Below are 13,977 nucleotides of genomic sequence, written 5' to 3'. Positions count from 1 at the left end.
CGGGGCGTCAGTCGACCTGGCTGCTCTGGCGAATGGGTAACTCGACCCGGAATGTGGTGCCCACGCCGACTTCACTGCGAACCGTGATTTCTCCGCGATGCTTCTTGATAATGCCGTAGGACAAGGACAATCCCAGGCCTGTGCCCTGGCCCACGGGTTTGGTGGTGAAAAACGGGTCGAAGATTTTCTGCAGGTCCTGCGGTGCGATGCCGGAGCCGGTGTCTTGCACTTCGATCCATACCGACTGCGCAGCATGCCCGGTGCGCAGGGTCAGGGTGCCGCGTTCCGGGCCAATCGCCTGGGAGGCATTGACGATCAGGTTCATGAATACCTGATTGATTTGTGAGGGCAGGCACTCGATGTCAGGTAGCACCTGATACTCCTTGAGCACATCGGCCTTGTACTTGAGTTCGTTGGCGACGATGTTCAGGGTCGACTCGATGCCCTGCTGCAGGTTGATCCACTGCCATTCCTGATTGGCGTCCACCCGGGAAAAATCCTTGAGGTCCCTGACTATGCGGCCAACCCGGTTGATGCCGTCCTTGGACTCCTTGATCAGCAGCGGAATGTCCTCGCGCAGGAAGTCCAGTTCAATCCGTTCGCGCAGCTGCTGCAGGCGTTCGGCCCACTCACCGGCCTGGATCAAGGTCTCTGCCTGCCCATAGGCATCGAGCATTTCCTGCAGTTGCTGGAAGTAGCCATCGAGCGTGCCGAGGTTGGATGAGATGAAGCCGATGGGATTGTTGATCTCATGGGCAACGCCGGCGGCGAGCTGCCCCAGCGACGCCAGTTTTTCCGATTGCACCAGTTGTGATTCAAGCTGTTTGCGCTCGTCGACTTCCCGCTGCACCAGATGCTCAAGATGATTCATCTGCAAGCTGGCCCGTTCTGTCATGTCCCATTTGGCCAGCAGGGTATTGGCCATTTGCTGCACTTCCACATTGTCGAACGGCTTTTTCAGAATCAGTACCCGGTCATGGGCGTGCAGGCGGTCGAGCAGTTCATCCCAGGAATAATCGGAGTAGGCGGTACACACCACCACTTGCAAGCGCGGGTCTGCCTGCCACAGTTGTTCGATGGTCTGGGCGCCGTCCCAGCCTTCGGGCATGCGCATGTCGACGAAGGCCAGGGCATAGGGTCGCTGTTGGTCCAGTGCCCACTTCAGTTTATTCAGGCCTTCCTGCCCTCCGTAGGCCGAATCCAGCTCAACCGTCACGCGGGTCGGTGCGGTCTCGCTGCCGAACAGGGTCGCTTCCATCGCATCCATCTCCTGCATCTGCACCGGGGGAGGCATGAGGATCTTGCGAAAATCCGCATGAATGGACGGAGTGTCGTCGATCAGCAGGATGCGTCGGTTGAAACCCTCGCTCATGCTGGCTCCTGTACGAGGTGCAGCGGGATCCGCAAGGTGAACAGGGCGCCTTTGCCCGGGCCGTCGCTGTGGGCGGTGAGGTTGCCGTTCATCTCGATGGCGGCGAGGGCGCAGCTATGCAGACCGAAGCCGTGACCTTCCTTGCGGGTGGTAAAACCGTGGGCAAAGATCCGCGTGATGTTTTCCTCGGCAATGCCTTCGCCGTCGTCCTTGACGCTGACTTGCAGGGTTGTGTCATCGATGATTTTCACCGCCAGGGTCATTTGCCGCGCACGATTACTCAGGCCCGACATCGCGTATTTGGCGTTGCTGATCAGGTTGATCAGAATCAGCAGCAGCCGGTGCTTGTCACCCATGACTTGCGGCAATGCGCTGTAATCCTTGACCACCGTCACCTGATGTCGGGTCAGGGCGCCCGCGTTCATGCGCAGGGCGTCTTCGAGCAATTCGCTGATGTACAACGGCTCCATGAGGCTGTTGGCGCCCGCATAGGATTGCTGGGTGGCGACGATGTCCTTGATGTGATCGACGCTCTTGCTCAACTGCGCCAGTTCCTCGCTCATGCCCTGCTGCTCCAGGGCTATGGCTTCCACCAGTTGATTGAGGTAACCGGGAAGCAGTTTGCCTTTCGGGTCCTGGGTCAGGAAGGTGCCCAGATCCCCTGGATGATCGTTAATCAGCTGCATCGCCTTGGCCAGGCCCTGGGCCTTGCTGGCGCGCAGTTTACGAGTCACCAGGTCGGCGGAAATGTTGACGCTGTTGAGTACGTTGCCGACGTTGTGCAACACGTTGGTCGCTATCTCGGCCATCCCGGCCTGGCGTGCAGTGTCGAGCAGTTCACTCTGGGTATCGCGCAGTTCACGGGTGCGTTTTTCTACCCGCAATTCGAGGTCGTCATTGGCGGCTTCCAGGGCTTGGTTGACTCGCTGGATCACCCTGAAACTGCGCATCAGGTGAATGGTCAGGTACACCAGGCACAGCACCAGCAACACTGAAAATATCAGCATGGAAAAATGGTAGCGCTGGTCGACGGCTACGGTCCTGTGCTGGTCAGTGTTGAGCAGGTCGGTAATGTCGTCCAGGCGTTCGGCCACGGGGATGGCCTCGATGTTTTCCAGCAGCCGGTTGACCAGTGGTTGTTCGCGCAGGATCAATGAAATATGGCTGCTGAGGATGTCGATCGGGCTGTGAAACTGCTCGGGCAGGCGTTCTTTGTTGACCTTCAGTTTGTTCAAGCCGAGCAGAATGTCGGCAGCCTTGCCATCAGAGGTGACCTGGGCGAATTCCAGGCTGCTGAGCAGCAAGTCATAGGTGTCAGTGGCGATGTTCTGCAACTGCAATTTGTCGCCGTCCACCAGTTCGGCCAGTTGCGCCTGGATGTCGTCCTCGGCGGTGGGCAGAAACGCCAGTGAATTACGCAACACGGCGTTGTGCGACTTGAATTGTTCGACCAGGCGGGTTTTTTCCTTGAGGGCGGCAAGGAAGGCATCATGACTGGTGCGCCAGGCGGCCGAGGCATTGCGGTCGTGGCTTGACTCCATCGAATCGAATCGTTGCCAGAGCCGGGTCATCTCGGTGAGTGGCGAAACCAATGGGTCATAATTGTGGCTGATGGCGATCCTGGCCTTGAGGATTTCGGTTTCCCACTGCGCATTCAGCTGTTTGATGCGGCCGATCAAGTCCCTGGATTCGGCGTAGGTCGTGGTCTGGTCCGCGCTGGATTTGAGGTACAGGAACAGCAGCGTCGAGGCCAGCATCAGGGCGACGATGCCCAACAGCGTCATGTTGCGTCGGTAGGACAGTGTCATAAGGCTTTACCCTCCCATTCGCCGGTCAGGGTCTTGAGAAACTTGATGATCAGGTTTTTATCTTCGGCCGAAGGAATACGGCCGAGCTGGAACTTGAACATCACGTCCACCGCCTCTTCGAGCGTCGCGGCCGAGCCGTCGTGAAAATACGGCGCGGTGATTGCGACGTTGCGCAGGCTGGGCACCTTGAACACGTTGCGGTCCTCTTCGTCCCCGGTTACCAGGTATCGCCCCAGGTCGGCCTCCACCGGGTTGCCCCGCACCTGGAAGTAATCGCCCAGGACGCCGAACTTCTGGTACATGTTCCCGCCGATGTTCACCCCCTGGTGGCAAGCGATGCAGCCGTATTCCTTGAAACGCTGATAGCCGTACTTTTCCTCGCGACTGAGTATCTGGGTATCGCCCAGCAGGTACTGGTCGAACCGCGAGTTGGCGCTGATCAGCGTGCGCTCGTAACTGGCGAGGGCGTTCTGCACGTTGTCCCTGGTCACCCCGTCGGGGTAGGCGTTGGCAAATGAAGTGCGGTAGGCCGCATCGGCGGACAGGGTCTGCACCACGTGTTGCCAGTTGCTGCCCATCTCGCTGGGGCTCTGTACGACTTCGTCGATCTGGGCTTCCAGGGAGTCTGCGCGACCGTTCCAGAACTGCCGGAAATTCAGGCTGGCGTTGAGTACGCTGGGGGTATTGACCGCCACCGGAAGACCGGTAAAGCCAATCGAAAAGGCCTTGTTGTCGGCGCCGCCCCTGGTCAGATGATGGCAGCTGGCACAGGACAGTGAACCATTGACCGACAAACGCGTTTCGTTGAACAACTGGCGCCCCAGTGCTACCCGCTGAGCGTCCTGTTGAGGCACCGCCGGCAGGGGTTTGAGCGGTTCGTCCAGCGGCGCGGCTTCGGCGCTCAGGCACACCCCGAGCACGGGTATCAGCAGCAGGTGGTGAAAGCGCAACCTCATCTGGTGTTTCCTTGGCGCTGGGCATGAGTGTCGTTGGATCGGATTCACGGGAGGTTCGACAAGGAGGGCCTCAGCGACTCCACATAGCGAACGAATACCTCGGGCTCCACCGCTTTGCTGAAGTAGTAGCCCTGGACTTCCTCACAGTGCTGGGCCTTGAGGAAGTCCAGTTGCTCAGCGGTTTCCACCCCTTCGGCAATGATGGTCAGCTTGAGGCTGCGCCCCAGGCTGATGATGGCGCTGACCAGCGCTGCGTCGTTGCTGTCGCTGCCCAAGCCGCGAATGAATGACTGGTCGATTTTCAGGACGTCGATGGGAAAGCGCCGCAAGTAACTCAGGCTGGAGTAACCGGTGCCGAAGTCGTCGATGGCCAGGCGCACCCCCAGTGCCTTGATCCGTTGCAGGGAGGTAACGGTGGACTCGATGTTTTGCATCAACACGCTTTCGGTGATCTCCAGCTCCAGAAGGGCCGGCTCCATGCCGGTTTGCGCGAGGATCTGCTCGATGCCATCGACAAAATCCCGCTGACGGAAATCAATGGCTGACATATTCACTGCCATGCAGATCGGTGGCAGCCCGGCTGCCCGCCACGCGCAGCTCTGTCGACAGGCTTCGGCCAGGACCCATTTGCTCAGCGGCACGATCAGGCCGCTGTCTTCGGCCACTGCGATGAATGCCGATGGATAGACCAGGCCGTGGCCGGGCTTGTGCCAGCGGATCAAGGCCTCGGCGCCGACCACCTGGCCACTGCGAAGGTCCAGCTTGGGTTGGTAGTGCAGGACAAATTCGTTGCGAGCCAGCGCCAGGCGGATGCCGGTCTCCATGCTTTGCTGGTACAAGGCGCGCTGGTTCATTTCTTCGATGAAAAAGCGGTAGCTGTCCGGGCCGGTCTCCTTGACGTTGCGCATTGCGGTTTCCGCTTTCTTGATCAGCGAAATCGCATCAAAACCGTCGTCTGGATAGAGGCTGATACCCAGGCTGGCGGTGACCCTCAATTCGTGGCCGGCAATGTGCTGGGGCGCCCGGATCGCGTTCAGGAGTTTCTCGGCGATGCCGGTGGTCTGCTGGGGATGGCGAATGTCGGCGAGGATCACCACGAACTCGTCCGAGCCATAGCGGAACACCGAGTCGGACGCACGCACCGCCGCCACCATGTTGCGCCCGACCAATTTGAGCATCTGGTCGCCGGCGGGATGGCCGAGCGCGTTGTTGATGCGCTTGAAGCGATCGAGCCCGAAAAACATCACCGCCAGTTGTTTGTCATGGCGCCGGGACAGGGCCAGTGACTGGTTCAAGCGGTCCCCGAGTAACGTGCTGTTGGGCAGTTCGGTGAGCACGTCGTATTGCAGCAGGTGCGAGACCTTGAGCAGTTCGTGGACCCGTGCCTCGATGGTCTGTTCCAGGCTCAAGACTTTTAATGCCGCGTCCTGGGCCATCTGCCATTTCCAGGTCATGGCGCTGGCCATCTGGCGGATTTCCAGGCTGTCGAAAGGCTTTTTCAGCACCAGCAATTGATCGCCGAATTCCAGCCGCTCGGCGATGTCTTCCCAGCTGTAGTCGGAGTAAGCCGTACACAGGGCGATCTGCAGCTGCGGGTCGGCCTTCCACAGTTGCTCGATGGTTTCCAGGCCATCCCAGCCCGGTGGCATGCGCATGTCGATGAAGGCCATCGCATAAGGTCGCCCCTCCACCAGGGCCTGCTGGACTCGCGCCAGGGCTTCCTGCCCCTGATAGGCGGAGTCGAGCTGGAATGTCAGGCGCTCCACCGGCTGCGTGCCGAACAGGGCTTCCTCGGCGTCGGCCAGGGCCAGTTCGTCGTCGATGGCGGGAGCGAGGATCTTGCGGAAATCCGCATGAATCGACGGTGCATCGTCGATGATCAGAATGCGCCGGTTGGTCCGCGCCAGCAGGGTCGTCATTGACGTGAGCCGAAGCCGGCAACGGTTTCGTGGAGTGTGCTCATAGGAGGGGTATCCTTTCCCTGATCACCTGGCCGAACGTACAGATAAAGGATCCGAGTCACCTGAGCATAGACCTCTGGCCAGTGCTTCGCGCTGGCAAAATGAAATCATTTGCCGGAAGGCGCTCAATTTCATCTAGCCTGTAGGCCAGACTCCGCTTTCAGGCGCTGTCCACCCCGCCCGGACCCGGCGATGCAGCAGTGTTATCCGAGGTGACATCATGGAAGAGCAACCCCCCACCACTTTGAGTCATAAACCCAAAGTGCTGCTGGTTGATGATGAGGAGTCGATTCTCAATAGCCTGCGCCGCCTGCTGCGCGGTCAACCCTACGACGTGCTGCTGGCAACCGGTGGTGCCCAGGCGCTGGAGATCATGGCGCTGCAGCCCATCGACCTGGTGATGAGCGATGCCCGCATGCCCAATATGGATGGCGCCACGTTCCTGGCGCATGTCCACCAGCTTTATCCCCATACCACGCGAATCATGCTTACCGGCTACGCCGATCCCGCGGCCATCATCAAGGCGATCAACGAAGGGCAGATTCATCGTTACATCAGCAAGCCCTGGCACGATGAGGAGCTGCTGCTCACCCTGCGCCAATCACTCGCCTACCAGCACTCGGAGCGCGAACGCCTGCGCCTGGTGCAGGAAACCGATCAGCAGAACGAGCAGCTGAAGCGACTCAATGCCACGCTGGAAAAGCATGTGGCCGCGCGCACTGCCGAATTGCAGCAGACGGCCGATATGCTCGACCTGGCCTACGAAGAGCTCAAGCGCAGCTACGTCACGGGTACCGAGGTGTTTTCACTGCTGGCCAATTTGCGCTTGCCGCCGGCCAAGCAGACCAATCGCCAGATCATCGAGCTGGTGCGGGTGTACTGCAACCGCCATGGGGTGGATGAAGCCACCGGTCGCGACCTGACCATGGCCGCAGCGCTCTACAACATTGGCAAGCTGAGCTGGACGGACAGCATGATGACCGCCCCGGCGGACTTGCTGCATCACAACGACCGCGAGCGTTATCGCGGTTATCCGAAACAAAGCGAGACGTTGCTGATGACCCTCGACCCGATGAAGGATGCGGCCCGCCTGATCCTTCACCATCAGGAGCATTGGGACGGCACCGGTTTTCCCGACCGGCTCAAGGGCGAGGCCATTCCCTTTGGTTCGCGGCTGCTGAAACTGGCGGTGGATTTCATCGAGTTGCAACGCGGGCTGATTCTGGAGCGGCAGATGAACAGCGATGAAGCTCTGCTCTATATCCGCAACTATGTGGGACGGCTCTATGACCCGGGGATGGTGGAAGATTTCATCCAGGTCTGCGCCGCCTGCCAGAGCGATGTCTCGCTGGCCGACCCCGCGGTCAAGGTGTTGACTACTCGCGACGTGACGGCGGGCATGATCCTGGCGCGCAACCTCAATGCTGACAATGGCATGCTGCTGCTTAACGCCGGCAAGGTGTTGAACGGGGCACTGGTGGAGAAACTCATCGCCTTTGAAGCCATGGAAGGGGCGAAGTACAGCATCTTTGTAAAGGTCCCGCAGGAGCCGCCGGCTAATGTTGCGCACGCGCAGGAGAGGGCTTAGGCGTTGTACTGATCCATTGGGAACGGACAGGCGGACCTGTATCCTTGGGTTTTTTATCCAGGGCAGGTTTTCCTTCATGACCGTTACTTCAACCCCCCGCGTCATCCACATTGCCGCGGCGCTGCTGATCGGCCCGGACGGGCGCACGCTGCTGGTACGTAAACGCGGTACCACCGCCTTCATGCAGCCCGGTGGCAAGATCGAAGCCCAGGAGCAACCGGTGCACGCGCTGGCGCGGGAGTTGGAGGAAGAGTTGGGGCTGTTGATCGATCCTGCGCACGCCGCCTACCTCGGCCAGTTCAGCGCCCCGGCCGCCAATGAGCCGGGTTTTGTCGTGCAGGCAGAGCTGTTTCAGCTGGCGATTGCGACTGACGTGTCGCCGGCGGCGGAGATCGAAGAGGTGATCTGGATCGATCCGGCCACCGATGGCGATGTCTTGCTGGCGCCATTGACACGGGACCTGATCCTGCCGTTTTATCGAGCTTCGCTCATCGCGACTGCCTGATCTTTTACGGACGAAGGATTGCCCATGATTCCACTCCACGACCTGTTGATTTTCGCCGCCGCGGCGTTGCTGATGGTGCTCACGCCCGGGCCGAACATGATCTATCTCATTTCCCGCTCCATCTGCCAGGGACGCAAGGCTGGCGTGGTTCGTCCACAACCCGGGCTGGCTGGCAGTGCAGCGGTATTTCATGGGGGGTGTGCTGGCGGCGCTGGCGGTGCGCTTGATGCTGGAGCAGCGTAAGGCAACCTGAAAAGCCCAGGGACGGCTCAGGCTGTGAGGCTTTCCACGTAATCGATGTCAGCCGAACCGTGTAGGAGCGAGCTCGCTCGCGAAAAACCTGAGTGCGCCGAGGGGTGTCAGGTTTCCCGCGTCATCGTTGGCGTCCATCGCGAGCTAGCTCGCTCCTACCGGACGGCACTGACGCCATCGAGCGTCGAGAACGAGGTGTCCTTGGCGGTCAGCAGGAAGTCGCGCATGTAAGGCGCATCCAGCATGTCCGCACGAATTCCTGCGTACAACGTCGCGAACAAGCCTTTCTCGCCAAGGCGCTTGGCCTTCACATAACCCCGTGAGCTGTATTCATGCAACGCCCAATGGGGCATGCCGCATACGCCACGACCGCTGGCCACCAGTTGCATCATCATCACCGTGAGTTCGGAGGTGCGAACCTGCGCCGGTTCGGTGTCGGCCGGCTCCAGGAAGCGGGTGAAGATGTCCAGCCGGTCGCGTTCCACCGGGTAGGTGATCAAGGTCTCGCTGATCAGGTCTTCGGGCACGATGTACGCCTTGCTCGCCAGACGATGCTGGTTGGCCACCGCAAGCATTGCCTCGTAAGTGAACAGCGGCACATAGGTGATACCCGCCAGCTCCTGCGGGTCCGAAGTCACCACGAGGTCCAGATCGCCGCGCGCCAGGGCCGGCAGCGGGGCGAAGGAAAAGCCCGAGGCCAGGTCCAGTTCGACTTCCGGCCAGGCGTCGCGGAACTGGTCGATGGTCGGCATCAGCCACTGGAAGCAACTGTGGCATTCGATAGCCATGTGCAAGCGTCCCGCCGTGCCGCCGGCCAGCCGGGCAATGTCGCGCTCGGCGCCACGCAGCAGCGGCAGTGTCGCATCAGCCAGTTGCAGCAGGCGCAAACCCGCGCTGGTGAAGCGCACAGGCTTGGTTTTGCGCACGAACAGCGGCATGCCCATGCGTTCTTCCAGCTCTTTGAACTGGTGGGACAGGGCCGACTGGGTCAGGTGCAGGCGGTCGGCCGCATCGACCAGGCTGTCAGCTTCGCGCAAGGCGTGCAGGGTTTTCAGGTGGCGGATTTCAAGCACCGGGGTGTCTCCATGAGGAAAACTTGTGATCAACACGAAAAGGTTGAGTTTGTCTCATGTTGCCCTGTCTGTCGACAATAGCGCCATGTTTCACGTCCCCTTTTGATTGAGAGCATTCCCCATGGCGTTGGCCCACACACTTGGTTTTCCCCGCATCGGCGCAGACCGCGAACTGAAAAAAGCCCTTGAATCGTATTGGAAGGGCGACCTCGACCAGGATGCGCTGCACAGCGTCGGCCGGCAGTTGCGTGCCACCCATTGGCAGCTGCAGAAAGACGCCGGCATCGATTTGCTGCCGGTAGGCGACTTCGCCTGGTATGACCAGGTGCTGACCCATTCCCTGACCTTCGGCGTGATCCCACAGCGTTTTGACGGCGCCAAAGACGAGAACGGCCTGCCGACCCTCGATACCCTGTTTGCCATGGCCCGTGGCGCCACCGCCAGCTGCTGCGGCAGTGAGCATGGCCAGGCGCAATACGCCCAGGAACTGACCAAGTGGTTCGACACCAACTACCATTACCTGGTTCCGGAGTTCAGCGCCGATCAGCAGTTCAAACTCAGCTGGGAGCAACTGTTCGACGAGGTCGACGAAGCCTTGGCGCTCGGCCACACCGTCAAGCCGGTGATCATCGGCCCGCTCACCTACCTGTGGCTGGGCAAGGCCAAGGGCGACGACTTCGACCGGCTCGATCTGCTCGAACGGCTGTTGCCGGTCTACAACGAAATCCTCAGTCGCCTTGCCACGCAAGGCGTGGAATGGGTACAGATCGACGAACCGATCCTGACCCTGGACCTGCCTCAGGCGTGGAAAAGCGCATTCGAACGCGCCTACCACATCCTCCAGTACTCACCGCTGAAAAAACTCCTGGCGACCTACTTCAGTGGTCTGCAAGACAACCTCGGCCTGGCGGTCGGCCTGCCGGTGCAAGGCCTGCACATCGACGCCGTGCGTGCGCCGGATCAACTCGGCCAGGTGCTTGATCGCCTGCCGACCTACAAGATCCTGTCCGTGGGCCTGGTGAACGGGCGCAATGTGTGGCGCTGCGAACTGGAATCGGTGCTGGCGCAATTGCAACCGGCCCAGGAACGCTTTGGCGACAACCTGTGGGTCAGCAGTTCCTGCTCGCTGCTGCACAGCCCCGTGGATCTGGATCGCGAAGACAAACTCGATCCGGAACTGAAAAGCTGGTTGGCGTTTGCCGTGCAAAAGTGTGGCGAGATCGCCGTGCTGCGTGACGCGCTTAACGATCCACAAGCGCCCAAGGTGCGAGCGGCGCTGGCTGAAAGCAATGCCATTGAGGCCAGTCGTGCCGAATCGCCGCGTATTCACAAGACTGCCGTGCAGGCTCGTGTTGCGGCGGTAAGTGCCGCTGACAGCCGGCGCCAATCACCGTTTGCCCAGCGTATTGAACAACAGCGTGCTCGCCTGCAGTTGCCAGCATTTCCCACGACCACCATTGGCTCGTTCCCGCAGACCGGTGCGATCCGCCTGGCGCGCCAGGCATTCAAGCAGGGCAAGCTGTCTGCCAACGACTATACCGATGCCATGCACAGCGAAATCCGGCACGCCGTGCAAGTCCAGGAGCGCCTGGGCCTGGATGTGCTGGTGCATGGTGAAGCCGAGCGCAACGACATGGTCGAGTACTTCGCCGAGCAGCTCGACGGTTATGCCTTCACCCGGTTCGGCTGGGTACAGAGTTACGGCTCCCGTTGTGTGAAACCGGCGATCATCTATGGCGACCTGAGCCGTCCCAAGGCCATGACGGTGGACTGGATTACCTATGCCCAAAATCAGACCGAGAAGGTGATGAAGGGCATGCTGACCGGGCCGGTGACCATGCTGATGTGGTCGTTCCCACGGGAAGATGTTTCGCGCAAAGTCCAGGCTCAACAGTTGGCCCTGGCACTGCGTGACGAAGTGGTGGACCTGGAAAAAGCCGGCATCAAGATCGTGCAAATCGATGAGGCTGCGTTCCGCGAAGGCCTGCCAATGCGTCGGGCGCAATGGCAGGAGTACCTCGACTGGGCGGTGGAAGCGTTCCGATTGACCGCCTCGGGTGTCCGTGACGAAACCCAGATCCACACCCATATGTGCTACAGCGAATTCAACGACGTGATCCAGGCCATCGCGGCCATGGATGCCGATGTAATCACCATCGAAACCTCACGTTCGGACATGGAATTGCTGGAGGCTTTCGAGGCGTTCGACTACCCGAATGATATCGGGCCGGGCGTCTACGACATCCACTCGCCGCGAGTGCCGGATACTGTCGAGATGGTCAACTTGCTGCGCAAGGCCGCCAAGCGGATTCCGGCCGAGCGCCTGTGGGTCAATCCCGATTGCGGACTGAAGACCCGTGCATGGCCGGAGACCGAAGCTGCGCTGGTGAACATGGTGGCGGCAGCGCGGCAGTTGCGCACTCGATTGGCATAGCCTGGCGGCGCATGCTCCGGGCGGCGATCCGACCATCAACGATCGCATGGTTGCGAATATGACCGCTCGGCACTCTTCATCAAACTGTCATGGAACTGTGGCAGCGCGCTTGAACAAACTTCATCAGACTCGCGCTCTACTGGGGTTCTGCGTTTCGGTGTTTTTTCATGCGTTTATTTCTTTTACTGGCCGCGTTGTTGTTCGGCCTGCCGTCGATGGCGGCTTCGCGTTGCGATGTCGATGTTCCAACTGAACGAGCCGATCTGGCACAGGTAAGCCTGGCATATCAGAGTATTGGCCGTGCTTCGGATCCGGCGCTGTTGCTGGTGATGGGACTTGGCGGCCAGTTGATTCACTGGCCGGACGAAGTGGTTGTCGCGCTGTGTCAGCAAGGCTTTCGGGTGATCCGTTATGACAACCGCGATGTCGGTCTCTCGACGTGGCGCCAGGCACCCGTCGACGCCAACCTGACCTTCGAGGTGCTGCGCTACAAACTTGGTTTGCCAGTGTCCGCGCCCTACACCCTGACCGACATGGCTGATGATGCGTTTGGGTTGATGGATGCCTTGCACGTTGAGCAGTTCCACGTGCTGGGCGCGAGCATGGGCGGAATGATTGCCCAGCACATGGCGGCGATGGCGCCGCAACGGGTCGAGAGCCTGACCCTGATCATGACCAGTTCCGGTGCCGAAGGACTGCCTGCACCGAGTGCGGCGTTGGTGCAGTTGCTTGCGCGTCGTGGTGCGCCGAATCGCGAAGCAGCGCTGGAACAACAGGCTGATCTGCTCGCGGCGCTGGGCAGCCCGACGGTGAGTGATGATCGCCAGGCGTTGCTGCAACAGGCGGCGCAATCCTATGACCGGGCGTTCAACCCCGAAGGCGTGAAACGCCAGATCATGGCCATCCTCGCGGAACCGAGTCGGGTGGCGCTGCTCAATCAACTGCGGGTGCCAACCCTGGTGGTGCACGGTACGGCTGATCCGTTGCTGCCGGTCATGCATGGCGTGCACCTGGCGGCGCATATTCACGGAAGTCAGTTGAAGCTGATTCCGGGACTGGCACATCGATTCCAGGAAGCGTTCAAGGCGCCGCTGTTGGCGGCGGTGCTGCCCTATTTGCAGGCTCACCGCGAAGACACGTCGCATTGGGCGCAGATTGACCCGTTACCGGCCCCCAATCTCCTATAACCCCCCGGTCCCTGTAGGAGCTGCCGCAGGCTCGGGCCGCGTTCGGACGATCTTTTGATCTTGATCTTGCCCAGATCGCTCTAGACCAGAATCAAAAGATCGCAGCCTCTGGCAGCGCCTACGGGTGTATCGTTGGACCTTTGCGACGCGTTCCAGTCTGCGAGGTGAGTGATGACTACCCCCCTGAAAATCGATTTTGTCAGCGATGTATCCTGCCCCTGGTGTGTCGTCGGCCTGTACGGCCTGACCCAGGCCCTTGATCTGTTGGGTGACGAGGTCCAGGCCGAGATCCGGTTCCAGCCATTCGAGCTGAACCCGAAGATGGGACCCGAAGGCCAGAACATCACCGAGCACATCACCGAGAAATACGGCTCCACGCCTGAGCAGTCGCAGAAAAATCGCGAGATGATCCGCGAGCGCGGTGCCGATGTCGGTTTTGCTTTCCGCACGGACGGCAACAGCCGCATCTACAACACCTTCGATGCCCATCGCCTGTTGTATTGGGCAGGGCTGGAAGGGTTGCAGTTCAACCTGAAGGAGGCGCTGTTCAAGGCGTATTTCAGCGATGGAGCCAACCCGTCCGATCATCAGCAACTGGCGCGGATTGCCGCGAGTGTCGGGCTGGATCAGCAGCGGGCCGAGGCGATCCTGGCGTCAGACGAATTCGCCCGGGAAGTTCGGGAAGAAGAACAGCTCTGGTTGTCCCGCGGAGTGAGTTCGGTACCGACCGTGGTCTTCAACGGTCAGTATGCGATCAGCGGCGGACAACCTGTGGAGACGTTCGTGGGTGCAATTCGGCAGATCATGAGTGAAGCCAAGGGCGGCACGGTGAATCAATAGC

At 60.3% G+C, this 13,977-nt stretch carries 10 protein-coding genes and 1 pseudogene; 6 read left to right on the top strand and 5 right to left on the bottom strand.

Annotated features, from left to right (window positions below):
* Positions 1-7: 7 nt before the first annotated feature.
* Genes AAEZ09_RS14195 through AAEZ09_RS14180 form a run of 4 tightly spaced genes read right to left on the bottom strand, consistent with a single transcriptional unit; the run spans position 8 to position 6,055 of the window.
* Entirely contained in the window at positions 8-1,372 is a 1,365-nt protein-coding gene (locus AAEZ09_RS14195; protein ID WP_350599821.1) for an ATP-binding protein, read from the bottom strand.
* Complete coding sequence (locus tag AAEZ09_RS14190) at positions 1,369-3,180, bottom strand: DAHL domain-containing sensor histidine kinase (RefSeq protein ID WP_350599820.1); 1,812 nt, start codon at positions 3,178-3,180, stop codon at positions 1,369-1,371. The genes AAEZ09_RS14195 and AAEZ09_RS14190 overlap by 4 nt, the downstream gene beginning before the upstream one ends.
* Positions 3,177-4,136 (bottom strand): cytochrome-c peroxidase, encoded by a 960-nt coding sequence (locus tag AAEZ09_RS14185; protein ID WP_045058028.1) that lies wholly within the window; start codon positions 4,134-4,136, stop codon positions 3,177-3,179. Before AAEZ09_RS14185 ends, AAEZ09_RS14190 begins: the two co-directional genes overlap by 4 nt.
* A 44-nt stretch (positions 4,137-4,180) precedes the next feature.
* A complete protein-coding gene (locus tag AAEZ09_RS14180) occupies positions 4,181-6,055 on the bottom strand; it encodes a putative bifunctional diguanylate cyclase/phosphodiesterase (RefSeq protein ID WP_045058027.1) in 1,875 nt (624 codons plus the stop codon).
* Between the two features lie 262 nt (positions 6,056-6,317).
* Here AAEZ09_RS14180 and nosR point away from each other — a divergent pair, with 262 nt between their 5' ends.
* The 3 genes and pseudogenes from nosR to AAEZ09_RS14165 all read left to right on the top strand — a co-directional run.
* A complete protein-coding gene (gene nosR, locus AAEZ09_RS14175) occupies positions 6,318-7,685 on the top strand; it encodes a response regulator c-di-GMP phosphodiesterase, NosR family (protein WP_350599819.1) in 1,368 nt (455 codons plus the stop codon).
* A 76-nt stretch (positions 7,686-7,761) separates the two neighbouring features.
* The gene (locus tag AAEZ09_RS14170) at positions 7,762-8,190 is read left to right on the top strand and encodes an NUDIX hydrolase (RefSeq protein WP_045058025.1); all 429 of its coding nucleotides are present in this window, start codon (positions 7,762-7,764) and stop codon (positions 8,188-8,190) included.
* Positions 8,191-8,214: 24 nt separating this feature from the next.
* Positions 8,215-8,397, top strand: a pseudogene (locus AAEZ09_RS14165) (LysE family translocator); the annotation flags it as partial.
* A 200-nt stretch (positions 8,398-8,597) separates the two neighbouring features.
* Here the strand turns inward: AAEZ09_RS14165 and metR are convergent.
* Positions 8,598-9,515 (bottom strand): transcriptional regulator MetR, encoded by a 918-nt coding sequence (gene metR, locus AAEZ09_RS14155; protein ID WP_350599818.1) that lies wholly within the window; start codon positions 9,513-9,515, stop codon positions 8,598-8,600.
* A gap of 121 nt (positions 9,516-9,636) precedes the next feature.
* Between metR and metE the strand changes: the two genes are divergently transcribed.
* The 3 genes from metE to AAEZ09_RS14140 all read left to right on the top strand — a co-directional run bounded on the left by metE (position 9,637) and on the right by AAEZ09_RS14140 (position 13,976).
* Positions 9,637-11,949, top strand: a complete 2,313-nt coding sequence (metE, locus tag AAEZ09_RS14150; protein WP_350599817.1) for a 5-methyltetrahydropteroyltriglutamate--homocysteine S-methyltransferase — start codon at positions 9,637-9,639, stop codon at positions 11,947-11,949.
* A gap of 167 nt (positions 11,950-12,116) precedes the next feature.
* On the top strand, positions 12,117-13,136 hold the full coding sequence (locus tag AAEZ09_RS14145) for an alpha/beta fold hydrolase (RefSeq protein ID WP_205891652.1): 1,020 nt from the start codon (positions 12,117-12,119) through the stop codon (positions 13,134-13,136).
* A gap of 171 nt (positions 13,137-13,307) precedes the next feature.
* A complete protein-coding gene (locus AAEZ09_RS14140) occupies positions 13,308-13,976 on the top strand; it encodes a DsbA family oxidoreductase (RefSeq protein WP_350599816.1) in 669 nt (222 codons plus the stop codon).
* Position 13,977: the final 1 nt, after the last annotated feature.

The organism is Pseudomonas sp. 65/3-MNA-CIBAN-0223, from assembly GCF_040310425.1.
In the GTDB taxonomy this organism is placed as follows: Bacteria; Pseudomonadota; Gammaproteobacteria; order Pseudomonadales; family Pseudomonadaceae; genus Aquipseudomonas; species Aquipseudomonas gregormendelii.
Note: the sequence above shows the minus strand (reverse complement) of the source record. Positions and strands in the feature narration are given on the sequence as shown.